The sequence below is a fragment of the Thioclava sp. F1Mire-8 genome (genome assembly GCF_002213165.1).
Lineage (GTDB): Bacteria > Pseudomonadota > Alphaproteobacteria > Rhodobacterales > Rhodobacteraceae > Thioclava > Thioclava nitratireducens.
On sequence record NZ_NBNY01000005.1, the window covers coordinates 1 to 22523 of the forward strand.

Here is a 22523-nt window from a genome sequence, read left to right on the forward strand (position 1 = left end):
GCTTTACTGAGATTATCAGCGGCAAAGATGCCTGTAACGGGAACACAACCCAATACAGACGGAGCCTCCGGGCACCACTTCCCATAGCCAACCCATTGATAACCCTCAGTTTAACTCAGGAACTGTGAGGGTTGTAGGACATGGCGACTTGACCTAGCTGCTCTTGCCATTCAGGCGAAGCTGCATAGTCTTCTTTGCTATTTCCAGCTTCAGTTCAAACTCAGTTCTATAGGCATCACTGAAGAATACTGGCTTCCGCCGATTGAGTTCGCGGAAGCACTTAAGCGCCGCTTCGACAGGCTCAAGTTCGAAATGTTCTTTCGCAAGGTGCCATCGCTTGAGCTTTTGGTGAATCTTCTTCTCTTCATGCTTTGGCTTCGCGGACGGAAATAGCGCTACCACTTCGAACGCGCCCGGCACTCCTGTCGCGTTCAAACCTTTCAGCCGCTCGTAGATGCTTTTTGTTGTCATCCCGATTTTGACACCGCTCTGGTGTGGATTATTCACAACGTACACCAGACCGGCATACGGGATGATCTCAAATGGCTTTTCGCCACATCCGGCGCAGACATCTAAGACTTCGCCACCATTCACTAGAACACTGACTTCAGAAGAACAGTGGCGACAAATGCCGCGGATTTCATTGAACATCTCTACCCCTCGACAGGCGTCCGAACCCTCCATCCATTGCAGGACCAGGACGTCAAAAAGACAACGCTAGACGCCAGTATTGCGCTCGCCAAATTCCGGCCCATCCAGGCCCAATAATTAATCTCGATCCGCGTTTTTGAGCCGAAAGGAAGGAATGCGCGAGCCATTCCAATGTTCAATAGTCTCCCCGCACTGGTCGCACTCGAAGCTATCTTTATCCCGAGCAGGAAGCTTGATCTCTTTCCTTTCGTACAACGCTCCGCACTTATGACATTTGACCTCGCTGCTCATGGCCACCCCAAGCTCCCCCTAAGATTTCAGACGGTTTTTCCTAAAGTTTCGATTGATGATCCGCAACTGCTCTGAGCCAACGGTTGAGGACATCAAGGGGATACCCATCACCATAGGCGTGCCCGACGCCATCAGTCTGCCAACCACCGATCTGATCAACAATGTCGGCAGGACACTCTACCGCGCGTAGACGGTCCCGCAGGGAGTGGCGAAAGCTATGCATCGTGCCTTTCGACTGAACACATGCCTTTAGCCACTTGTTAAGAGATGCGCTTGCTGAGTTCGCGTTAGTCTGCCCACCCTTGTTGTACCTAGGGAAAGCAAACTCACTCTCCCTGACGCACTCATGAACCCTGCGAGCAGCCCACAGAGCCTCGCCGACCAAAGGCACCTTACGTGTACTGCTGGCCGTCTTGAGCCGTCTCCAGGGATGCTCTCGAATGACTACATGGGGGACCGGATCATCGAGCCGAATGTCCTCCTTAAGCACTCCGGCAGCCTCAGCGAGGCGCATTCCGGTATCGGACACTAAGGCGACCAACCAGCGCAGATCATCGTCTGCGTCGCGGCATTGCTTCTGAATACATCTGACCGCATCAAGAGGCAGCGAAGTGCGACCTTCGACACCGGCAGTACGGTCATAATACACTCTCCCGAATGGGTTGGAGAAATCTATACCAGCCTCACTAGCCGCGAAGTTGACCACGGCTCGAACTGTTCCAAAGACCCGGGTAATACTGCTGCCCGTGAGACCACGCTGAATAAGGTCATCACGAAAGGCATTCGCGTCTGCTTTTGTATAAGCTGTGAGAGCCTTATCGCCACAGACATCAATTACGTAGCCGCATGAGCGCTCCGCTGCTCGCTGAAAGGTCTGAGGACGCCCGCGACCCTTGAGGCTTAGATAGACCTGCACAGCCTCCGAAAGTGTCACGCAGGGGGCCGCCGGTACAGCCGAGGCTCCTCCACCAGACGCGGTGTTAGCAGAGTGAGACAACCGAAGCAGATGCTTACCAGGAAGATCAACTTCGCGTATCCGAAGATGATACCAGTAGTCGTCGAGTTGCTGTGCTGCCTTCGTCGCCCTCGACGCTGCTACGGTCGATGAACGCGTTCGCAGCGAATATGAAATCTTGGCGGTCGAGTAATGCTTTCGAAGGCACTTCGGGACCCGTCGCTCGAAGTAGTAGATGCCGTTCTTTTTGAACGAAAACGGGACCAAAATGTCATACGCCATGTCCTACAACCCTCACAGTTCCTGAGTTAAACTGAGGGTTATCAATGGGTTGGCTATGGGAAGTGGTGCCCGGAGGCGGATTCGAACCACCGACACGCGGATTTTCAATCCGCTGCTCTACCAACTGAGCTATCCGGGCACTTCGACCTTTCGGTCTTGGTGGAGCGGTTACTAGACGAGGGCGCGGGGGGTGTCCAGAGGGATTTCGCAGAAATTTCCGCGATCTTGCGAAAGGTTTTCAGTGCGGCTTGCCGGGGGGCAAATCATCGCCCGCGAGGCCGGTCGGCGCGCGCTCTTCTTCCTCGGCGATATCGCCGGGAATGACGTAGGAGCCGTTCAGCCAGCGCGCCAGATCGACGTCGGCACAGCGCTTTGAACAGAAGGGGCGGTATTTCGGGTCGGCCTCCTTGCCGCAGATTGGGCAGCTCATATCGCCTCCGTCGTCTGGCCCCGCAAGAGACGTGCGAGCGGCACGCGGTCGCGCTTGCGTTGCATCTCGAAATTGCCCAGCGGCGTCCAGCCTGCGAGCGAGGTCTCTGGCTCGCCTTTTACGGCGCGGCGCAGCTGCTGCTCCAGCGCCTGACGGTCGCGCTTGGGCATCGGGGCAAAGTCGATCACGACCTGCCCCCCAAGGCCACGCAGGCGCAGCTGACGCGGCAACTCTCGGGCCGCGGCGATATTCGCCTTCAGCGCCGCGGCGGGCGTCGTGTCGTTGCCGGTATTGACGTCGACCGCGATCAGGGCACGGGTCGGCTCGATCATCAGATGAGCGCCGCCTGGCAGATCGACACGCGGGTGCAGAAGCGCTTCGATCGCGTCGGTGACGCCGTGATCGTCGAACCCGCCTTCGATCACCTCGTCCGGCACCGGTTCGGCCCAGTCGCGCCAGGCTTCTTCATGCGGATCGGGCGCGTCGACGAGCAACTCCGGCCCGCCTTCAGTATCGTTAGTCACGGCCTCGGCCAGCTCGCGCATCGCGGCGACATCCTCGGCCACCTCTTCGAGCGACACATGGGCCGCGGCAGAACGCAGGATCACGCCCATATCCGAGCCTTCCATCACCGCCTCGGCTGCTGCCTGCAGGTCGGCGCGCAGATTCTCTTCATGGATCCGCCGGGAGACGTTGATTCCGGGCGCGCCGGGGGTGACGATGCCGTAGCGCGACTTGAACAGCACCCGCAGCGTCACAGGCAGCGCCTTGCCGGGCTCGGTCCCGCCGGAGACCATGCAGATCACGGTCTGGCCCGGGGCGAGCCCCTTCACCTCTTTCAGGAAGCCGCGCGCGCCTTCGGGTAGATCGACGAAGACGCCGCCCTGCCCTTTCATCTGGCGACCGATCGTGCCGCGCAGGATCGCGCCGGGGGCGAAGCTGATCTCGTCGGAGGTGTCGATAAGCAGGTCTTCAATTTGCCCATCGACCATCAGCGCCGCCGCTTCGCGACCGGCAATCTCGTCCAGCAGAACCACGCGCCCCTGCATTATACGTCCCCTCGAATGCCCGCGCTTGCGAGCAGGTTTGCGGTTTCTGCGAGCGGCAGCCCCACGACTGCGGTGAAGGACCCTTGAATCCACGGGACGAAAGCGCCGCCGCGCCCCTGGATGGCGTAGCCACCCGCCTTGCCGTGCCATTCGCCCGAGGCGAGATAGCCGTTCACGTCCTCGTCGCTAAGCGGTTTGAACTTCACCACCGTATCGACGAGCCGCTCGCGCAGGCCCTGCGCCGTGCGGATCGCCACGGCGGTAAACACATGGTGCCGACGCCCGGAGAGCAGCCAGAGGAACTCCGCCGCCTCCTTCTCGTCTTCGGGTTTGCCCAAGATGCGGCGCCCGCAGGTCACCGTTGTATCGGCGCTCAACAGCACCTCGTCGTCGGCCACATCAAGCGCCATCGCTTTCTCGCGGGCCATGCGAGCGACATAGTCGCGCGCGGCCTCGCCTTTGAACGGCGTTTCGTCGATATCGGCGGGGCGCACGTCAAAAGGCTCCAGCCCGAGCTGGGCCAGAAGCTCTCGCCGCCGCGGGCTCGCCGAGCCGAGGATCAGCTTCACTTGAAGCGGTAGTTGATACGACCCTTCGTGAGGTCGTAGGTGTTCATTTCCACCTGAACCTTGTCGCCTGCCAGAACGCGGATGCGGTTCTTACGCATCTTGCCTGCCATATGCGCGATGATCTCATGGCCGTTTTCCAGCTCGACCCGAAACGTCGCGTTAGGCAGGAGTTCCTTCACGACACCGGGAAATTCGAGCATTTCTTCCTTGGCCATGGTCACTCCGTAAATGGTTACCCGCGCCATCTGCGGGCGAGCGTTTAAATGCGCCCGTAAGCCGCGAAATTCAAGGGGAATGTCAAGGCTGGGCGGGGTTTTCCGAGGCGATCCGGATTATTTGGGCCGCATCAGACTGCTCGGACCAATGTTTGTAGGGCAAAACAGCTCCTGCAGTCCGGCTTTGCGCGACGCGATCCAAGTCCACCGTCGCGAAGGTCCATCCGGGTGAGTCGGGGGCCCCTTCGGCCACAATCCCGCTTTCGGGCCAAAGCCCATCGGGCGGTGCGAAGATCGCAGCCGTGCCCCGGTTCTCGTCCACCGCCGGGCACCAAAGCGCATCGCCCACGGTCGGCGCCTGAACGGTCACGCATTGGTTTTCCAGCGCCCGCGCCATCGCACCTATCCGCACCCGGTTGTAGCCCGCGAGCGTGTCGGTGCAGGAGGGCACGAGGATGATCTCTGCCCCCGCCTCGGCCAGAGCGCGCGCCAGCAGGGGGAATTCGCTGTCGTAGCAGATGGTGACCCCGATCTTGCCGAGCGCGGTGTCGAAAAGCACCAGCCCCTCGCCCGCATCGACATGCCAGATCTCGCGCTCGAACCGCGTCATGATCGCCTTATCCTGATGCCCGATCAGCCCGCCGGGACCGAACAGGCTCGCCCGGTTCACGCGCTTAGGCCCTTCGATGACGGTGCCGGAGGGGGCGAGGATATGCGCGCCGTGTTTTACCGCGAGATTTGCGAACAGCGTCTCCATATCCGCGCGTAATCCGGCGACATGCGACAGCGCGGCTTCCAGATCGCCCGCGACCTCGGCGCCGCCGAGGCTCGCCAACTCCATCGCGGCGTATTCGGGAAAGACCATAAGCTGCGCGCCCTGCCCCGCGGCCTCGGTCACCCAAGTCGTAACCTTCGCCGCGTAGCCCGCCCAATCGTCGAACCAGTCGAGCGGATAGGCCGCCGCGGCTATCGTCACATCGCGGCTCACAGCGGGCGTCCCCAGAATTGCAGTGCCTTCTCGGTCTGCTGATCCTCACCTAGATCGGTCCATTTGAACCGCGCGATTACGCCGGCCATCGGCGCATAGCCCCGCTTGCGCCAAAACCCGTCGAGCGGGCGGTAATCGGCGGGCTTCAAGGGATGATCGTCGGGCCGGATCACCGAACAGAAGACCGAATGACCGCGCCCCAGCTCGCGCGCATGGGCCTCGCGGTGATCGAAGAAGGCGTGCCCCAGCCCCTGACCGCGATATTCCGGCAGCAACACGGATTCAGCGCAGTAGAACACGTCTTCCAGCTTCAACCCGGTGCCCGCGAAAGGCGCCGCGAAATCACCGGCGTGATCTTCCAGCGGCGTGCCCGTGGCCGCTCCAACCAATGTCGTCCCGTCGAACGCGCCGACGACCACCGCCGCATCGCTCTCGCGGTAGCTCTGGATATAACGCCGCTCATACTCCAGCGAGCCGTCATAGATGTAGGGCCAGTCCCGGAAGACAGCGATACGCAGTCGCGCGACGTCTTCGAGCGCCGCATCCAGCGCCTCTCCGGTCAGCCGCCGCACCTCCATCACGAGACCTGCGCGATCCAGTCGGCGAGGTTGTAATAGGTGACCACGCGCGTGATCTTGCCCTCGTCGAGCGTGAAGAACGCCCCCGCCGGCAGGACATAGCTTTGCCCATGCGCCTCGGGCAGCCCGTCATCGGTCTCCAGATAGACGCCGTTCACGATGAACTCTGCCGCACCGCGGGTGCCGGCATCGTTCGCCATGATCACCATGTCGGTCAGTTGCTCGCGATAGCAGCGGCTCATATGCGCGTTGAATTCGCGGAACGCCTCGATCCCGTGGCGGATTTTCCCCTCGTTCACATGATGCGCAAAGGGCTCGCCCAGCAGCCGCTCCATCGCCTTTGTATCGCCTTCGTTGAAGGCATCGTAGTAACGCGTGATCGTGTCGAGAGCGCGGGCGCGAGGCATGGTCTTACTCCTGAGGGGGGCCGAAACGGTCGATGAGATGACGACGGATCTGGTCGCGGGTGTCGCGATAGGCAGCGAGTTTGGCCTCGCGCGTCTCGCCAATCCCGGTCGGGTCGAGAATCGGCCAATATTCCACGTCGAGATGGAAAAACCGCGTCAGTTCCAACGCCTGACGCTGCGAGGCGGGCGAAAGTGCGATCACCAGATCGAAGGCCGACAGATCGTCACCCCATTCCTGCAACTCGGTGAAAGAGCGCGCGCGGTGTCGCTCCAGATTGACGCCGATCTCCGCCATCACCGCGATGGTGAACCCGTCGATCTCCAGATCGGCCTTCACGCCCACTGACTGCACGTAACATTCGGTGCCGTAGAATTTCTTCATCATCCCCTCGGCCATCGGGGAGCGCGTGGAGTTATGATCGCACGCAAAAAGAACGGAGTTGGGGATCTCGCCCATTCCGATTACCTCGGGGCGAGAACGGCAACGAGGGTGAAGAGGCGCCGCGCCGTGTCGATGTCGATCTCGGCCTTGCCTTCGAGGCGTTCTTGCAGGATGCGCGCGCCTTCGTTGTGTATGCCGCGCCGCGCCATGTCGATCGCTTCGATCTGGCTGGGCGGCAGTTTCTTGACCGCCTCGAAATAGCTCTCGCAGATCTGGAAATAGTCCTTCACCGCCTGCCGGAACGGGCCGAAGGACAGATGGAACTCTGCCACTTTCGCGCCGCTCTCGGTTTCGGTGTCGAAGACCAGCCGCCGGTCGCGCACAGCCAGCGTCAACGTGAACGGCCCTTCCGGCGCGGGTTGACCGTCACGACCCGGGATGTCGAAGCTGTTATCCTCGAGCAGGTCGTAGATCGCGACCTTGCGCTCCTGCTCGATCTCGGGCGAGGGCGCGGGAAGGCCGCTCGTGTCCAGCTGGATATGCGAAATCCGGGCCATCACCCCTCCTCTTCGTCATTGAGCGCATCGAGCCGCGCACGCACCGACAGCCCATGCGCCTCGAGGCTTTCCGATTTCGCCAGAATCTCCGCCGAAGGGCCGATCGCCTTCAGCGCGCCGGGCGTCATCTTCGCCATGGTCGTGCGCTTGATGAAATCCATCACCGAGAGGCCTGAGGAAAACCGCGCCGAGCGCGCCGTGGGCAGAACGTGGTTCGGCCCGCCAATATAGTCGCCGATCGCTTCGGGCGTGTAGGCACCAAGGAAAATGGCACCCGCGTGTGTGATCGCTTCCGCCAGCCAATCGGGATCGGCGACGCAAAGTTCCAGATGCTCGGGGGCTACCCGGTTCGACAGCTCGGCTGCCTCCATCAGATCCCGCGCGACGATCACCGCCCCGAAATCGCGCCAGCTGGCGCCCGCGATGGCGCGGCGCTCCAGCGTCTCGAGCCGTTTTTCGACCGCCGCCACAACCGCCTTGCCGAAGGCCTCGTCGGTGGTGATCAGGATCGCCTGCGCGCTCTCGTCATGCTCGGCCTGGCTCATCAGGTCGAGCGCGATCCAGTCCGGATCGCCCGTGCCGTCCGCGATCACGAGGATTTCGGACGGCCCCGCGATCATGTCGATGCCCACGCGCCCGAACACGCGGCGCTTTGCCGCCGCGACGAAAGCGTTGCCCGGCCCGGTGATCTTGTCGACCGCCGTGACCGTCTCGGTCCCGTAGGCCAGCGCTGCAATCGCCTGCGCGCCGCCCATCCGGTAAACCGTATCGACTCCCGCGAGTTGCGCCGCCAGCAGCACCAACGGGTTCACCGCCCCGCCCGGCGTCGGGCAGGCGACCACAAGCCGCTCTACGCCCGCGACCTTCGCCGGGATTGCGTTCATCAGCACCGAAGAGGGATAGCTCGCCAATCCGCCGGGTACATAGAGCCCCGCCGCCGAAACCGGTCCCCAGCGCCAGCCAAGCTCCGCCCCGCTCGCATCGATCCAGCGCGCGTCATGCGGCATCTGACGCTCGTGATAGGCGCGGATGCGCTCGGCCGCCAGTTCCAGCGCCGCGCGCTCCTCGGCAGGCACTTTCGCGACCTCGGCCTCGATTTCGTCGGGAGAGAAAGCCAGCGTCTCGGGCGCCAGCTCCAGCCGGTCGAATTTCGCGGTCAGCTCGATCAGCGCCGCATCGCCCCGCTTGCGGATATCTGCGATGATCTCGGCCACGACAGCATCCACATCGGGACTGTCCTCGCGCTTCATCCCCAGAAGTTCGACAAACCGGGCTTCAAACCCAACTTCGCGCGTGTCCAGAAAATGCGGCATCGACAGTCTCCTTTTCCGCTTTTCGGATTAGAGACTCCCGCCCTGCCCCGCAAGCACGACGCTGCCCGCAAAGGCAATTCCAATTCGACTTGGCGAAAATATCTCCGCCGGAGGCAACCCCGGCGGCAAAACTCGGCTCACTCGGGATGATGCGGCACCTTGCCGGAGGGTGCGCGATAAGGCCGCTCCACGTCGCGCAGATCGACATCGAGACATTCGACATCCGCCGCCAGCGCACCATCGCCCGCCAGCGTCAGGGTCACACGCCCCGCCCCGTCTTCCGCCTCCTCGAAGGTGACGTCGAGGATCGAGAGCACCACGTCGCGATCCGACCGATCGATGCCCATGCTCGCGACATGGGTGACGTCCGAGATCACCAGCAGAGAGCGCACGCGCTCGTAGGGCCGCTTCTCGGCCTCGGCCTGCGCCTTGTCTTCCCAGCGGAAGCGATTGATCAGCAGCGCGAGACGACGGGATTTCGCCTCCCACGCGATCTCGGTGATCGGCAGCACGGCGTCCTGCACCAGCGCCGCAATCACGGGCAGGTCGTCCTTGGTCTCGGCGCGCAGCGCGATCGCGCCTTCGCCACCCTCTTCGAATTTCGCGTCACGGGTCATTGGGTCACCTCTGCATTCGATATGGGGGAGATGGCGGGGATTGCCAGCCGATCAATTCGCTTTCACGCGCTCGATATGGGCGCCGACGCCCGCCAGCTTCTCCTCGACGCGCTCATAGCCGCGATCGAGGTGATAGACACGACTGACGACGGTCTCGCCCTCGGCGGCCAGCCCCGCGAGGATCAGCGACACGGAGGCCCGCAGATCGGTTGCCATCACCGGCGCGCCCTTGAGCTTGTCGACGCCATGGACCGTCGCATGGCCGCCATGGACCTCTATATTCGCGCCCATCCGCATAAGCTCGGGCGCGTGCATGAAGCGATTCTCGAAAATCTTCTCTTCCAGAACGCTGGTGCCCTCGGCGGTGCAAAGAAGCGCCATCATCTGCGCCTGAAGATCCGTCGGGAAGCCGGGGAAAGGCTCGGTCGTCACGTCGACGGCACGAATGCGGCCGTTCTTGCGCGCGACCTTGAGGCCGGCATGAGTCTGCTCGACCGAGATACCCGCCGCATCGAGCTTCTCGCAGAAGCTCTCCAGCAGATCGATTCGCCCCCCCAGACATTCCACCTCGCCGCCGCAGATCGCGGGCGCGAGCATGTAGGTGCCCAGTTCGATCCGGTCGGCGACCACCGGGTGCGTGGCGCCGTGCAGCCGATCCACGCCCTCGATCACGATCTCCGAGGTACCGTCACCCTCGATCTGCGCCCCCATTGCCCGCAGGCATTTCGCGAGATCGACGATCTCCGGCTCGCGCGCGGCGTTCTTCAGCACCGATGTGCCCTTGGCGAGCGAGGCCGCCATCAGGAAGTTCTCGGTGGCGCCGACCGAGGCGAAGCGCATCTCATGTGTCGCGCCTTTCAGTCCACCCTTCGCTTCGGCATGCAGATAGCCGTCCTTCAGCTCGATCTCCGCGCCGAGCGCCGCGAGCGCATCGACATGGATATCCATCGGACGCGCGCCAATCGCGCAACCGCCGGGCAGCGAGACGACCGCATGGCCCAGACGTGCCAGCAGCGGCCCCAGCACCAAATTCGACGCGCGCATCTTGCGCACGATTTCATAATCCGCGACCGGGTTGATCTCGCCATGGCACGAGGTTGCGAGCACCTTTCCCTCCTGCAGCGCGGTCACTTCCGCGCCGAGAGAGGCCAGCAATTCGGTCATCGTGCGGATGTCCGACAGGCGCGGCGCATTGGTCAGGGTCAGCGGCTCATCGCTCAGAAGCGTGGCCGGCATCAGCGCGAGACAGGCGTTCTTCGCCCCCGCGATCGGGATTTGGCCGGAAAGAGGCCCGTTGCCGCGTACGACGATGCTGTCCATTTCAACTGCCCTCGGATTCGTTGTTATTCGGCGGCTTGGATTCGGATTTGCGCGCGCGCGCCTGCGCCTTGCGACGCTGCAGATTCGCCCGGAGCGCCTGCGCCCGACGCTCTTCGCGGCTCAACCCCGCCTCGCGGGACGTGCCCGATCCGTCTTTCTTACCGCCTGTCATGGCGCCCCGTTTAACCCGCCTGCGAAATCCTGTCGAGAGAGAGCAAGATTTGCCCTTGCACCCCCGCGCGATTGCGTCTAAATCCCCGCCACGGTCGAAGCGACGGACCGAAACCGGCGCTGCTGTAGCTCAGCGGTAGAGCACTCCCTTGGTAAGGGAGAGGTCGAGAGTTCAAGTCTCTCCAGCAGCACCACTTCCCCTTCGAAAATCGAATTCCGTTAGCGTTCCGAGCGCTGCACCAAGATCCTGACCCACATTAGGGCGAGGGTTTTCGAGAGGGTCCTCTTGTCTTCCGCCACCTGATCGAAGGCGCCGCGTCTCAGCGCCCGTCGGTATGTCACATCACATTTTCACGCACGTTCGCCTCACGCAAAGGGGAACGGGCGCGACTTCAATATCGGGGTCGAGGACGTATCTTTACTACAGGCCACGGGTCACTTGAGCGACCGTCAGATCGAATTCACCGGGCCGGAAACGAAAGGTACGTCAGGAGGTTCAAAATGACGCGTTGGAAGTTACCAAATGCTCTTTCAGCCAGTATTCTCGCGGTGCTGCTAAGTTCGACCGCGGCATCGGCAGGTTTTTTCTCGAGCTTCTCGCAGCCTCAGGCGCTGCCTGACGGAGCGCAGTATCAGGATGGCACATGGACTGGTTCGCCCGTCCGTCAATACTATGGCTATGTGCAGGCCCAAGCCCATGTGAAAAACGGTAAAATTTCCTCCATCGACATCCTGAGGGCACCGACGGATCGCAGGACCAGCCGATACATCAACAGCAAGGCCCTGCCGATGCTCGAACGCGAGATCGTCATGGCGCAGAATACCAACGTCTCCTACATCTCCGGCGCTACGCTCACGAGCCAGGCTTTTCTGAACTCGGTCCATGATGCGCTGCGGAAATCCCTGAAATAGCCCGGCCATGACAGTCGAGACGCGGCTCATCATGGGAATGCCGATCACGCTCGACATCCCGAATTCAGGGCACACAGGCATTCACGAGCGCGTGTTCGATTTCTTCACCGACGTCGATATACGCTTCAGTCCGTTCCGGCCGGACAGCGAAGTGTCGCGCTTCAATGCGGGCGAGGTCGGGGAGTCCGCACTCAGTTCCCAAATGCGCGACGTGCTGGAAATCGCGCATCGCATGCGAGAGTTCACGGACGGGTATTTCGACATAAGGCGCAACGACGGGACGATTGATCCCTCGGGTGTCGTGAAGGGATGGGCGATCCTCCGCGCGGCCCAATTGATCGAGCGAGAGGGGTTCGCGGATTTCTGCATCGACGCCGGTGGCGATATACAAGTCGGCGGACGCGATGCGTCGCGACAGGAATGGTCGATCGGTATCCGCAATCCTTTCGCGCCGCAGGAGATCGTCAAAGCCGTCAAGCCGAGAGGACAAGGCGTTGCGACCTCGGGAAACTACATCCGTGGCGATCACATCTATGACCCGCATGATCGCGCCCGCCGCATCGAAGGCCCCGTCAGCATCACCGTAATCGGGAGTGACGTCCTCGTCGCGGACCTGCATGCCACGGCGGCCTTCGCGATGGGTGACGCGGGCATTTACTACATCGAAGACCTCGAGGGCGTCGAAGCCTACCAGATCCACCGCGATGGCACGGCCGTGCAAACGACCGGTTTCAAGGAGTTTGTCTTCTCATGATGAGGCTGATCAGACGTGCGTTGAATGGCGTCACCATGTATCGGTTGATGGTCTATTATCTCGGGCTCCTGTTCGTCGGCGGACTTGCCGCGGGGATGACTGGAGCGACATTCCTCGACCCTGCCGGTCTGCTTTTGTCGCTCGCGCTTGCGGTCGCGAGCGCATGGGTCACGAACCGGCTTTTCAGCATTGTGCTCAAGCTGCCGACGAATTCGGAATCCGTGCATATTACGGCCCTGATCCTCGCGCTCATCATGCCGCCAGCGGATATTGCCGACCCGACGACGCTCGCCGCGATCGTGCTCGCGTCGGTCGCAGCCATCGCCTCGAAATTCATACTGACGATCGGGCACAAACACATCTTCAACCCGGTGGCGCTCGGTGCCGTCGTCGCGGGGATCGGGCTCAATACCCCGGCCTTGTGGTGGGTCGGCGGCACGCCGCAACTGTTGCCTCTGGTGATCCTCGGCGGGCTGCTCGTCGGCTACAAGATAGAGCGTCTCGGCATGATCGCGGTCTACATCCTGTCGAACCTCGCGGCGGTCATCGCGACGACGCCCCCGGGCATGATGGGCATGGCGCTGCAACAAACGCTCCTCTACTCGCCGCTGTTCTTCGCCGGCTTCGCGATGCTCACCGAGCCCCTGACAGCCGCCCATGGCCGTTGGTCACGGCATGTCTATGCGGCCATCGTCGGTGTGTTGTCCTGCTCGAACATCCATATCGGGACGCTATATTTCTCTCCGGAATTGGCCTTCCTCGTGGCCAATATCTACGCCTGGGCCGCGAGTCCGAAGGGACGCTTCAAGATGAAGCTGATCGGTGTCGAGGAGATCGCAGCGAACTGCTACGAGTTCGTTTTTCAGTCGGACCGCGCCCTGAAATTCCGCGCGGGACAGTATCTCGACTGGACGCTGGGACTGCCGAAATCCGACACGCGCGGCAATCGCAGAACCTTCACCATCGCTTCAGCCCCCGGGGCGACTTCGGTGCGGGTCGGCGTCAAGTTCACCCCCGACGGCAGCGAGTTCAAGCGTGGGCTCCTGGAGATGCAGGAAGGCGACCCGATCTATGGCTCCCAGATCGCCGGCACCTTCGTCCTGCCCCGACAACGTGAGAAGAAGCTCCTCTTCATCGCGGGAGGGATCGGAATCACCCCGTTCCGGAGCATGATCGCCGATCTCCTCGAACGCGGCGAGAAACGCGATATCGTGCTGGTCTACGCGAACAGGTCGGCTGACGAGATCGCATATCGAGAGCTGCTGACGCGCGCGCGAAGCGAACTCGGAATGAAAGTTGTCTACGCGGTTTCCGGGGCCCCCGGCGACGCCTCGACCCTCCCCGGCACGGTGGTCGAGGGCCGAATGGACGAGACGAAACTACGCGAATGCGTTCCCGATCTGGACGAACGGCGTGTCTACGTGTCCGGAGCGAGCGCGATGGTCGCCGGCTTCCGAAAGACACTTCGAAATTGCGGCGTCGGTCGCAGGCGGATTCACACGGATGCCTTTTCCGGGCTTTGATCTCCGCGGAGTCGTCCGCGTGCGAAATCTCTCCATTACCTGTGGTTTTGCGCCCGACTGCGAAACCGTCGTTTCGCTGAGCAAACGCCACGGTTGCGCTGTTCGCCGGGCCAAATTTCAGGCCCCGCCTAATCTGTCGGGATTTTCTCAGGTTTTACCGGGATAACGACGCCTTTCCGTTCGAGCCGCAGGGTTAACGAACCGTTACCGCGAGTGTCTCGGAAACCACACCTCGCCTTCCACCGAGAGAGGCTTGAGCGAGAGCCGTACACTCGACCGCTCAAGCAACCTTGGCATGATCGGGCGCAACCTGTGGTTTACTTCAGATTGCCGAAATCCGCCAGAATCCTGCACCTGACCTGTGCGAGCCAAGGTCTGGCTCGTTTTGGGAAAATAGGGGAATTAATGGCTTATAAATTTTCGATTGCCGCGACCGCTGTGTGTTTTGCACTCGCAGGCTGCATGGGTAGCGGTAGCGACACATCCCTCTCCACCGATACGCCGACTAACAATGTACCCGGAGATACGTCCGGCGGGTCGTCGAGCGGCGGGAGCACCACAGGCTCGACCTTCGAGACTGCCACCTCCGGAACGATGGATGTTGCGACGGTGAACTCGGCGCTCGGCGCAATCTCCACCCTGTCGGCTGGCGCTCTTCCTGTCGCACAAGACCCCCAGGGGACTGCGCGCATGGATGGTGCCTTGAAATTCGAACTCCCAGGGGATGGAGGCACGCCTCGTATCGTCGCAGGGAAGTTGTCGATGGATGTCGACTTCGACAACAAAAAGGTGACCGGCGATGCCGGTAGCTTTGCCTTCTACGACCAAGCCGCTGACGGTTCCGCCTCGGACCGCCGCACCGAGAACCCGGGCACGCTTTCTGTCGACGGCACGCTCCAGAATGACGGGAGCCTCAGCGCGACAGCGAAGGGCGTGATTCAGGATGGCGTCGATATGGACACGAACCTCGACCTCGCTGGCAAAGTCTATGACGATGCTGGAACTTTGGTGACGAGCGGCTCGGTGACGGGCACTGTTTCTGCGGGAACTGAGAGCCTTGCTGTCAGTAACGGCGGCTATGTGGCGGTAGAACAATAAAAATTGTTGCCGGGAGCATCGCTCCCGGCACACCCATAGGTTTTACATGATGCTATCCGCCTCGCGCCGACTGCTCTCAGCAGCCATTTTTCTTTGCGCCACCCCTCTCTCCGCCGCACCCCAAGAACGCAGCCTCGCGGATTGGACGCAGATCGGCGCGCGCCTCAGCGCCAAGGGCGACACGCTCACCGCGATCACCATTCTCGGGACGACCGCAGCGAAGGCGCCCCACTACTCGCCGGCGCAAATCGCGCTCGAGCAAAGCCTCGACCAGATCGGCTCCCCGAAACGCGCGGATCGGGTACTTCGATATGTTGCGGATCGCGCGCCGGATCGCGAGATGGCTTTCAACGCGGCCTTGCGACAACTCGATCAATCGCACCCTTGGCGGATCTCGGGGCAGATCTCGCTTCTGCCGACAAGCAATCTCGGTCATGTCTCCTCGCAGAAGGTTTTCGTAACCAAAGCGGGGCGATTCCAGATCACGGATGGCGGCCGGGAAACGTCGGGGTTGGGGCTCGGCGCCAGCGCGAGCGTCGACTATTACATCCACCCTGCGCTCGATTGGCGGTTGCGCCTGCGCGGCGCGGTGTCGGGAAACTGGTACTCGCCCAAGGAACTGCGCTTCGTGAAACCGAGCTTTTCGGTGCGCTACGAGCGTCTCATCGCAGGAGCCCCTTGGGGCGCGACAATCGAGGCTGGGCACAGCTTCTATGCCGCTGCACATGGTCAAACGCGATCCGATGCGACCGATACGAGTCTCAACCTCGACCGCCATTGGCGGCTCGCACATGACGCCAACCTCACGGTCATCGGCTCCGTCACGCAAAGCCGCTTCGAGGCAAAACGCTATCTCAACGGGCCACGCTACGCACTCAGCCTTGGCTACGACAGAGCCATTTCACGCCGCTCCAGCCTCGAGCTCGCACTGCGGCTCGAGCGCGCAGATTTGCGTAGCGATTATCAAAGCTACACCCGCGCAGCTCTCACCGTAGGAGCGAGCCGCCGCATCACGAGAACGCTTAGCGCGGAACTCTCCGCGACAGCCGGGCTGCGCGACTTCGACGGGGACTTTCCGTTGTTCGGAAAGCCACGCGTGGATCGCGACATTTCCCTCACCGCCTCAGTCGGGCTGGAAAGCTTCAAAGTGATGGGCACGACACCTCAACTGAGCTGCACCGCGCGGCGCAACCGGTCGAACGTGTCGCTTTACAGCTATCTTTCGCTCGATTGCGGCGTACATTTCGTCACCCAGTTCTGAGGGCGTCTTCTTCGCAAAGCCCCAGTTCCACCACCCGCGCGACAACTGCATTGGTCGTACGAAGGCCGAATTTCTCGCGCAGATTCCGGAGATGCATGTCGACCGTCGAAACCGAAACGCCCAATGCGAAAGCCACCTGTTCCCGGCGTTCGCCACGCACGGCGCGGACAAGGATCTGACGCTCGCGGCGGGTGATATTCGGAATGTTTTCTTCCGCTGCGAACTCCTCCGTATTCAGAAAAAGGATACAGCGTGCGCGTCCGGGCGCGAGCGGGAGGAGATTTATTTGCCTCAGGTTCGGCAGGCGCTTGACGCGAGGCCGGAGCACGGTGGCTTGCGCCGCCCAACGGGCGGTGGCCGAGAGGACCGGCGCGCGCAAGAGGCGTCCGCCCGGGACCATTGACAGGCTCAGAGGTTCGCGCGCGGTGATGCCGAGGTCTCGTTTGAGGAAGGTTTGCATCGGCGCATTCGGCCCGGCGACTATCCCGGATGAAAAAATATCGCAGGCGGCCTCCAGCGCAGCGCACTGGCTAACCCCTGCGCCGTTTTGAAACGGATAGGTCATGAAATCTCTGAATGAATACAATCATCTATATATGAATCATTCGTATCCGATTTCTGACGCCGTTCACAATACGATTCACGACAACTCACGAAAAAAACGGCGCGGTCGAGGCCGACCAGTCGCTACTCGGAACTCCGGTCAGTCGCAGGGGGCGATGTGGATCGGGGCCTCGCGATCGGCACCTATGGTTTCGCATTTCTTCGAGCAGAGCGTCCAGCCCGAGATCGTGGCGCCGGAAGCCGCGAGGGTCAGCGTGGGCACATCCGGACCATCGGTCGTCCAGACCCACCAGCCATCCTCGAAATGACCGCCCGGACCGGGCTCCATCCCGGCACCCGAGCCTTTCACCGCCGCGCCGACGAGGCGCAGCGTGTCATGGTCGGTCACCTGCCAATGTTCGCGCCAGCCCTCATGCTCGACCGAATGCATCCATTGGAGCGAGAACTGACCATCGCTCGCCAGCGCCACCATCGCGGCGCCGACCATCAGGCATGAGGCGCTCATGCCATCGCCCGCTTGCGGCCCAGCCAGAGCGCCGCGCCGAACGCGGCGACGAGCGCGAAGCCGATCTCGTCGGTCAGCGGCAATGCCGCGATCAGGGTGAAGCCCGCGACCATAGCCAGCGCGCGCTCCCAGATCGCCAGCGGGCGGCCCAGCCAGCCGATCACCGCAACACCCCAGAGCGACAGCGCCAGCAGCGCCTTGATCACGATGTAGGCGACCGCTGGCCAATAGCCGATCGCGGCGGCGAGTGGCCCACCATCCTGCAGCATCAGCGCGGGCGTGTAGACCGCCATGAAGGGCACGACGAAACCTGCGGCGGCGACCTTGATCGCTTCGAAGCTGATCTTCAGGCCGCTCTCCTTCGCAATGGGGGCCGCCGCGAAACAGGCGAGCGCCACGGGGGGCGTCAGGTCCGCGAGGATTCCGAAATAGAAGACGAACATGTGGCTGACGATCAGCGGCACGCCGAGGTCCAGAAGCGCCGGGCCCGCGATCGAGGAGGTGATGATGTAATTCGGGATCGTGGGAATCCCCATGCCCAGCACGATGCAGGTGATCATGGTCAGGATCAGCGACAGGAACAGGCTCGATTTGCCGACGCCGACGATGAACTGACCGAAAGTGGTCGCGGCCCCCGTCAGGGTCATCACGCCGATGATCACGCCGACGAGCGCGCAGGCAATGCCGACGGGAAGCGCGGTCCGCGCGCCATCAGCGAGGCTGTCGCGACAGAGCGCCAAGGTTTCACGCCCGCCCTTCGAGAAGACGTTGATCGCGATCAGCACCGCGATGGCCAGCAGCACCGCCCAGATGCCGAATTCGAAGAAAGCCGCCGCGACCAGCGCCAGCACGACCCAGAAGATCACACGCAGCACCTGATTGGGCAGGCCGAGCGCGACCGACCCGCCGAGAATCAGGAGGCCCGTGAGCGACAGGCCCACGGTACCCGCGAAAAGCGGCGTGTAGCCGGTGAACAGAAGGTAGACGAGCACGGCCAGAGGCAGCAGCAGATACCACCCCTCTTTCAGCGCCTTGCGCGGGCTCGGCAGTTCGGATTTCGCAAGGCCCCGCAGATCGCGCTTTCCGGCCTCCAGATGGACCATCCAGAACGCCCCCGCGAAATAGAGGATCGCCGGGATCAGCGCGGCCTTGACGACCTCGACGTAATCGACGCCCAGCGTCTCTGCCATGATGAAGGCCACAGCGCCCATCACCGGCGGCATGATCTGCCCGCCCATCGAAGACGTGGCCTCGACGCCGCCCGCGAAGGCGGAGCGGTAGCCGAAGCTCTTCATCAGAGGGATCGTGAACTGCCCGGTGGTCACGACATTGGCGACGCCCGAGCCCGAGATCGTGCCCATCAGCCCCGAAGACAGAACGGAGACCTTCGCGGCCCCGCCCATCCTGTGCCCGACCATACCGAGCGAGACATCGGTGAACAGCTTGATCATCCCGGCTTTCTCGAGGAAGGCGCCAAAGAGGATGAACAGGAAGATATAAGTTGCCGACACATAGGTCGGGATGCCGTAGATGCCTTCGGTGCCGAAACTCATCTGTTCGATCACCTGCTCGAAGGCGTATCCGCGATGGTTCAACGGTGACGGCAGGTGTTGGCCGAACATGGCATAGAGGAAGAACGTGCCCGCGATGATCGGCAGCGCCGGACCCATCAGCATCCAGGCGGCGACGAAGACGGTGATCAGAAGCACGCAGCCGACCACGAGGTCGAGCGTGTTCGGATCACCCGCGCGCAGCAGAAGCGGCGTGTATTCGATCCATTGATAGGCGGCGACAGCGACTCCGGCTGCGGCCAGGATATAGGCGATGGAGCGTCCGACCGGACCGAAGCCTCGGGCGATGGCAAGCAGCGGAAAGCCGAGCGCGAGCAGGAAGCCCACATGGACGGCCCGCGCAATCTGGCTCGAGGGGTTGATGACATGGGCGGCGAAGGCGATCTGCCAGACAGAGAAAGCGACCGCGAGCCAGAACAGCGCCCGCCCCTCGCGCGATTGCGGAAAGCCGCCAGCCAGCGGATCGTGCACCGCCGCGTCGACCGCTGCTTCTTCTTTGTTGTCCATGCCTGTCTCCTCCCCCGGTTTGGGCGCATTGGCCCGAACGATCAGGGGCGACCCGAAAAGCGCGCCGCCCCTCACCTGAGCTCTAGCGGCTTATTTCAGCACGCCCTGCTCCTTGTAGTATTTCTCCGCACCCGGATGCAGCGGGATCGGAAGACCCTGCACCGCCGCCTCGAGCGAGATGCCGTTCGCGGCCGAATGCGCGGCCTTGAGCGTGTCGAGATGCTCGAAGAGTTGCTTCGTCATCTGGTAGGCCTCTTCATCCGAAACACCTTCGCGGGTGACGAGGATGTTGGTGATCGCCACCGTCGGCACATCCGCGTCCTGCCCCGGATAGGTACCTGCCGGGATCACGCCTGCCTTGTAGGGCGCACCGAGCTTTTCTGCGATGTCGGCGGGGATCTCGACGAAGGTCACGTCCTGCGTGGTCGACAGATCCTTCAGCGCCGCGTTGCCCAGCCCCGAGGACTGGAAAGTCGCGTCGAGCTGGCGGTTCTTCATAAGTTCGACCGATTCCGAGAACGGCAGGTATTCGACCTTGCCCAGATCGTCATAGCTCATGCCCGCCGCGTCGAAGATCTTGCGCGCATTCAGCTCGGTGCCCGATTTCGCCGCACCGACCGAAAGGCTCTTGCCCTTGAGATCGGTGATCGTGGTCGCGCCGGCATCCTTGAGTGCGGCGAGCTGGATGTAGTTCGGGTAGATCGCGGCGATCGCGCGCAGCTTGCCGAGCTTGGCCTTGAAGCCCGCATCCGCATTGCCTTCCCACGCATCCTTTACCGAGTCGCCCAGTGCGAAGGCCAGCTCCCCCCGGCCCTGTTGCAGCAGGTTCAGGTTCTCGACCGACGCCTTGGTCGATTGCACCTGAACGCGCACGTCCTTCATGTTCTCGCCATAGACTTCGGACAGAGCCACACCGAGCGGATAATAAACGCCCGAGGTGCCCCCGGTCAGGATGTTGATGAAGCTTTCGGCCTTGGCCACGGGTGCGCTCAAAGCAATCGCCCCGGCGACGAGCGCGCCGAGCTTGATGTGTTGGAACATCGTAATCCTCCCATATGTCATTGCCCGCAGTGAAAAGCGGGACCGGCCCCAAAGTGACGGGTTTTGCGCGGGGATCAATTCAATTCACGTCGATGAAACCAGAAAGCGGAAAATTCTCCGCTTGACGTGAACGACGGCGCGCTCGATCGCAATCAGGGTTCCCGAGCGGAAGTTTCGAATTTCGCTATGCGCTTGACGCTACGAGCCCTATCTGCTGGGAAACAGATGATTTTCTTCTTCAAAGCCCCTATGCGCTCTTTGCCTCCCTTCCGATACTCCCCCGCCCGCTGGCCCGCAGCATTGCGTTGGGCCGTGCTGCTTGCGAGCTCCGCAGTCTTGGCTTTCGCGCTGAGCCTTGCGCATCTCTCGGCGGCGTTTCTGCTGGGTCCGATGGCGGCCGCGATCACGCTCGCCGCGAGCGGCGGGGCCGTGCGTTTGCCGCCTCTGGGCTTCGTTGCCGCGCAAGGTATCGTGGGGGTGATGATCGCCTCGAAGCTTCCCGCCTCGATCCTGCCCGAGATCGCCCGCGACTGGCCTATCTTCCTTGCCGGGACACTCTCGACCGTGCTGGGGGCGAGCGCGCTCGGCTGGGTGATGGCGCGTGCGGGCGGGTTACCGGGCACGACGGCGATATGGGGTTCCTCCCCCGGTGCCGCGACGGCGATGACGCTGATGTCGGACGATTACGGCGCCGATATGCGCCTTGTCGCCGTCATGCAATATACCCGCGTCGCCTGCTGCGCGATCGCCGCAACCGCCGTCGTGCAGCTCTTCGGCGTGGCACAGGGCGGCGAGGTTGGCACGGCAATGGCTCAGGAGGGTCCGACCGACTTCCTCGGCGCGGCGGAGTCGCTTGCGCTCGGGATCGGGGCGGGCTTTCTGGGGGTGCGGCTGCGCATTCCGGGCGGCGGGCTGCTGCTGCCGATGGCCTTCGGCTTGATCGCCAGCGCCACGGGCCTGCTGGAGATCACCCTGCCCCAGACCGTGCTCGCGATCAGCTACGCGGTCGTCGGCTGGGGCATCGGAATGCGCTTTACCCGTGCCGTGCTGGGCCATGCCGCACGGCTTCTGCCGCGCATCCTCGGCTCGATCATCGCGCTGATCGCGCTCTGCGCCGCTTTTGCCATGGGGCTGGTCTATTTCGCCGGGATCGAGCCGGTGACCGCCTATCTCGCCACCAGCCCCGGCGGCGCGGATTCGGTGGCGATCATCGCGGCGGGCACGCAGGTCGATGTGCCCTTCGTGATGGCGATGCAGATCGCCCGTTTCCTGCTGGTGCTGGTCGCGGGCCCCGCGCTCGCCCGCGCATTGTCACGCAGGCGAGGTGATGTGTAACCCGTTCACTCGTTGAACTGGGTTTCACCGTGATTGTAGGGCTGCTGCTGGATCATCAACACGCCCGAATTGTCATCGGGATCGTCGTCGTAATGATCCTTCTCGGTGACGCCCGGCAGTTCTCCGAACGCCCGCGACAGCTTCAGCGGAGAGAAGGTGAAGGGAATCTGATCGTGCAGCCACGGCATATCGCGCAGCGCGCTCGACACCGAATCCGCACACATCATCTTGTTGACAGAGCCGTTGCGCTCCACCCGCGCCATCAACTGATCGGCCTGCGCCATCGTCAGTGGCATTTTCTGCGCGCGCACGTACCAGCTCTTGCGGGCATGATAGTCGATGTAGAATTTCCGCATCTTCTCGGTGATGCCGAAATGCACGTCGTTGCGCTCGGGTGCCCAGGGATGGTTCCAGGTGCCCGCCGGATCGAAGATGATCCGTTCGCGCCCGTTGATCAGCAATGCCGAATGCCCGCCCGACCCGGTATTGGTCGAGATCACGGTATAAAGCGTGACCGAAGGCGGCTCGTCGGAAACATAGCGATATTTGGCGACCTCGGCATCCGAGGCGTAAATGTGGTCTGCACCGCAGCCGGCCAGGAAAAGCGGCAGCATCAGGCAGACAAGAAGCAGGCGCATCATCTACCTGATCTCCCGTTCTGAGTGTCTCTCAGCTGC

The 22523-nt window shown here is 62.4% G+C and carries 26 protein-coding genes and 2 tRNA genes; 7 read left to right on the forward strand and 21 right to left on the reverse strand.

The window, feature by feature from the left end; translation table 11 throughout:
• Positions 1 to 153: 153 nt before the first annotated feature.
• From B6V75_RS15700 to B6V75_RS18745, 16 genes are all read right to left on the reverse strand, one after another.
• The gene (locus tag B6V75_RS15700) at positions 154 to 651 is read right to left on the reverse strand and encodes a GIY-YIG nuclease family protein (RefSeq protein ID WP_168174495.1); all 498 of its coding nucleotides are present in this window, start codon (positions 649 to 651) and stop codon (positions 154 to 156) included.
• 331 nt (positions 652 to 982) lie between these two features.
• A complete protein-coding gene (locus B6V75_RS15705) occupies positions 983 to 2179 on the reverse strand; it encodes a DUF6538 domain-containing protein (protein WP_088720314.1) in 1197 nt (398 codons plus the stop codon).
• Positions 2180 to 2242: 63 nt separating this feature from the next.
• A tRNA-Phe gene (locus tag B6V75_RS15710) sits at positions 2243 to 2318 on the reverse strand.
• Positions 2319 to 2417: 99 nt separating this feature from the next.
• The gene (gene yacG, locus B6V75_RS15715; protein ID WP_088720315.1) at positions 2418 to 2609 is read right to left on the reverse strand and encodes a DNA gyrase inhibitor YacG; all 192 of its coding nucleotides are present in this window, start codon (positions 2607 to 2609) and stop codon (positions 2418 to 2420) included.
• On the reverse strand, positions 2606 to 3658 hold the full coding sequence (locus B6V75_RS15720; protein ID WP_088720316.1) for a ribonuclease E/G: 1053 nt from the start codon (positions 3656 to 3658) through the stop codon (positions 2606 to 2608). The genes yacG and B6V75_RS15720 overlap by 4 nt, the downstream gene beginning before the upstream one ends.
• Positions 3658 to 4227, reverse strand: a complete 570-nt coding sequence (locus B6V75_RS15725) for a Maf family protein (RefSeq protein ID WP_088720317.1) — start codon at positions 4225 to 4227, stop codon at positions 3658 to 3660. The genes B6V75_RS15720 and B6V75_RS15725 overlap by 1 nt, the downstream gene beginning before the upstream one ends.
• Complete coding sequence (gene infA, locus B6V75_RS15730) at positions 4224 to 4442, reverse strand: translation initiation factor IF-1 (protein WP_010397442.1); 219 nt, start codon at positions 4440 to 4442, stop codon at positions 4224 to 4226. The genes B6V75_RS15725 and infA overlap by 4 nt, the downstream gene beginning before the upstream one ends.
• A gap of 82 nt (positions 4443 to 4524) precedes the next feature.
• Positions 4525 to 5418 (reverse strand): carbon-nitrogen hydrolase family protein, encoded by an 894-nt coding sequence (locus tag B6V75_RS15735; protein ID WP_088720473.1) that lies wholly within the window; start codon positions 5416 to 5418, stop codon positions 4525 to 4527.
• Between the two features lie 8 nt (positions 5419 to 5426).
• Complete coding sequence (locus B6V75_RS15740) at positions 5427 to 6008, reverse strand: GNAT family N-acetyltransferase (RefSeq protein ID WP_088720318.1); 582 nt, start codon at positions 6006 to 6008, stop codon at positions 5427 to 5429.
• Positions 6008 to 6415, reverse strand: a complete 408-nt coding sequence (locus B6V75_RS15745) for a ketosteroid isomerase-related protein (RefSeq protein WP_075775992.1) — start codon at positions 6413 to 6415, stop codon at positions 6008 to 6010. The genes B6V75_RS15740 and B6V75_RS15745 overlap by 1 nt, the downstream gene beginning before the upstream one ends.
• A 4-nt stretch (positions 6416 to 6419) precedes the next feature.
• Entirely contained in the window at positions 6420 to 6872 is a 453-nt protein-coding gene (locus tag B6V75_RS15750; protein ID WP_075775991.1) for a low molecular weight phosphatase family protein, read from the reverse strand.
• A gap of 5 nt (positions 6873 to 6877) precedes the next feature.
• Positions 6878 to 7354, reverse strand: coding sequence for a UPF0262 family protein (locus B6V75_RS15755; RefSeq protein ID WP_075775990.1), 477 nt, complete (start codon positions 7352 to 7354; stop codon positions 6878 to 6880).
• On the reverse strand, positions 7354 to 8667 hold the full coding sequence (gene hisD, locus B6V75_RS15760; RefSeq protein ID WP_088720319.1) for a histidinol dehydrogenase: 1314 nt from the start codon (positions 8665 to 8667) through the stop codon (positions 7354 to 7356). Before hisD ends, B6V75_RS15755 begins: the two co-directional genes overlap by 1 nt.
• 137 nt (positions 8668 to 8804) lie before the next feature.
• Positions 8805 to 9284: a DUF2948 family protein gene (locus B6V75_RS15765; RefSeq protein WP_088720320.1), complete on the reverse strand. Its 480-nt coding sequence runs from the start codon at positions 9282 to 9284 to the stop codon at positions 8805 to 8807.
• Between the two features lie 51 nt (positions 9285 to 9335).
• Positions 9336 to 10604 (reverse strand): UDP-N-acetylglucosamine 1-carboxyvinyltransferase, encoded by a 1269-nt coding sequence (murA, locus tag B6V75_RS15770; protein WP_088720321.1) that lies wholly within the window; start codon positions 10602 to 10604, stop codon positions 9336 to 9338.
• A 1-nt stretch (position 10605) separates the two neighbouring features.
• Positions 10606 to 10776, reverse strand: a complete 171-nt coding sequence (locus tag B6V75_RS18745) for a hypothetical protein (protein WP_167733383.1) — start codon at positions 10774 to 10776, stop codon at positions 10606 to 10608.
• A 118-nt stretch (positions 10777 to 10894) separates the two neighbouring features.
• On the opposite strand from B6V75_RS18745, the gene B6V75_RS15775 reads away from it, so the two are divergent.
• From B6V75_RS15775 to B6V75_RS15800, 6 genes are all read left to right on the forward strand, one after another.
• Positions 10895 to 10969 (forward strand) — tRNA-Thr (locus B6V75_RS15775).
• A 307-nt stretch (positions 10970 to 11276) separates the two neighbouring features.
• Positions 11277 to 11687 carry an FMN-binding protein gene (locus B6V75_RS15780; protein WP_075775981.1) on the forward strand — a complete coding sequence of 137 codons (411 nt, stop codon included), beginning with the start codon at positions 11277 to 11279 and terminating at the stop codon, positions 11685 to 11687.
• Positions 11688 to 11694: 7 nt separating this feature from the next.
• Entirely contained in the window at positions 11695 to 12441 is a 747-nt protein-coding gene (locus B6V75_RS15785) for an FAD:protein FMN transferase (protein ID WP_088720322.1), read from the forward strand.
• Positions 12438 to 13964: a hypothetical protein gene (locus B6V75_RS15790; protein WP_088720323.1), complete on the forward strand. Its 1527-nt coding sequence runs from the start codon at positions 12438 to 12440 to the stop codon at positions 13962 to 13964. Before B6V75_RS15785 ends, B6V75_RS15790 begins: the two co-directional genes overlap by 4 nt.
• A 405-nt stretch (positions 13965 to 14369) precedes the next feature.
• Positions 14370 to 15062, forward strand: coding sequence for a hypothetical protein (locus tag B6V75_RS18505; RefSeq protein ID WP_146735145.1), 693 nt, complete (start codon positions 14370 to 14372; stop codon positions 15060 to 15062).
• A 46-nt stretch (positions 15063 to 15108) separates the two neighbouring features.
• Positions 15109 to 16323, forward strand: coding sequence for a surface lipoprotein assembly modifier (locus B6V75_RS15800; protein WP_088720325.1), 1215 nt, complete (start codon positions 15109 to 15111; stop codon positions 16321 to 16323).
• Here B6V75_RS15800 and B6V75_RS15805 read toward each other — a convergent pair.
• The 4 genes from B6V75_RS15805 to B6V75_RS15820 form a co-directional block, all read right to left on the reverse strand.
• Positions 16310 to 16888, reverse strand: a complete 579-nt coding sequence (locus tag B6V75_RS15805) for a LuxR C-terminal-related transcriptional regulator (protein ID WP_088720326.1) — start codon at positions 16886 to 16888, stop codon at positions 16310 to 16312. The two genes, B6V75_RS15800 and B6V75_RS15805, sit on opposite strands and share 14 nt — an antisense overlap.
• A gap of 138 nt (positions 16889 to 17026) precedes the next feature.
• Positions 17027 to 17392 (reverse strand): DUF1850 domain-containing protein, encoded by a 366-nt coding sequence (locus tag B6V75_RS15810; protein WP_075775978.1) that lies wholly within the window; start codon positions 17390 to 17392, stop codon positions 17027 to 17029.
• On the reverse strand, positions 17389 to 19470 hold the full coding sequence (locus B6V75_RS15815) for a TRAP transporter permease (RefSeq protein WP_088720327.1): 2082 nt from the start codon (positions 19468 to 19470) through the stop codon (positions 17389 to 17391). Before B6V75_RS15815 ends, B6V75_RS15810 begins: the two co-directional genes overlap by 4 nt.
• A gap of 90 nt (positions 19471 to 19560) precedes the next feature.
• Positions 19561 to 20511 carry a TAXI family TRAP transporter solute-binding subunit gene (locus B6V75_RS15820; RefSeq protein ID WP_075775976.1) on the reverse strand — a complete coding sequence of 317 codons (951 nt, stop codon included), beginning with the start codon at positions 20509 to 20511 and terminating at the stop codon, positions 19561 to 19563.
• A gap of 249 nt (positions 20512 to 20760) precedes the next feature.
• Between B6V75_RS15820 and B6V75_RS15825 the strand changes: the two genes are divergently transcribed.
• Entirely contained in the window at positions 20761 to 21846 is a 1086-nt protein-coding gene (locus B6V75_RS15825; protein ID WP_088720474.1) for an AbrB family transcriptional regulator, read from the forward strand.
• A gap of 5 nt (positions 21847 to 21851) precedes the next feature.
• Here B6V75_RS15825 and B6V75_RS15830 read toward each other — a convergent pair whose 3' ends face one another.
• The gene (locus B6V75_RS15830; protein WP_233243098.1) at positions 21852 to 22487 is read right to left on the reverse strand and encodes a hypothetical protein; all 636 of its coding nucleotides are present in this window, start codon (positions 22485 to 22487) and stop codon (positions 21852 to 21854) included.
• Between the last annotated feature and the right edge of the window lie 36 nt (positions 22488 to 22523).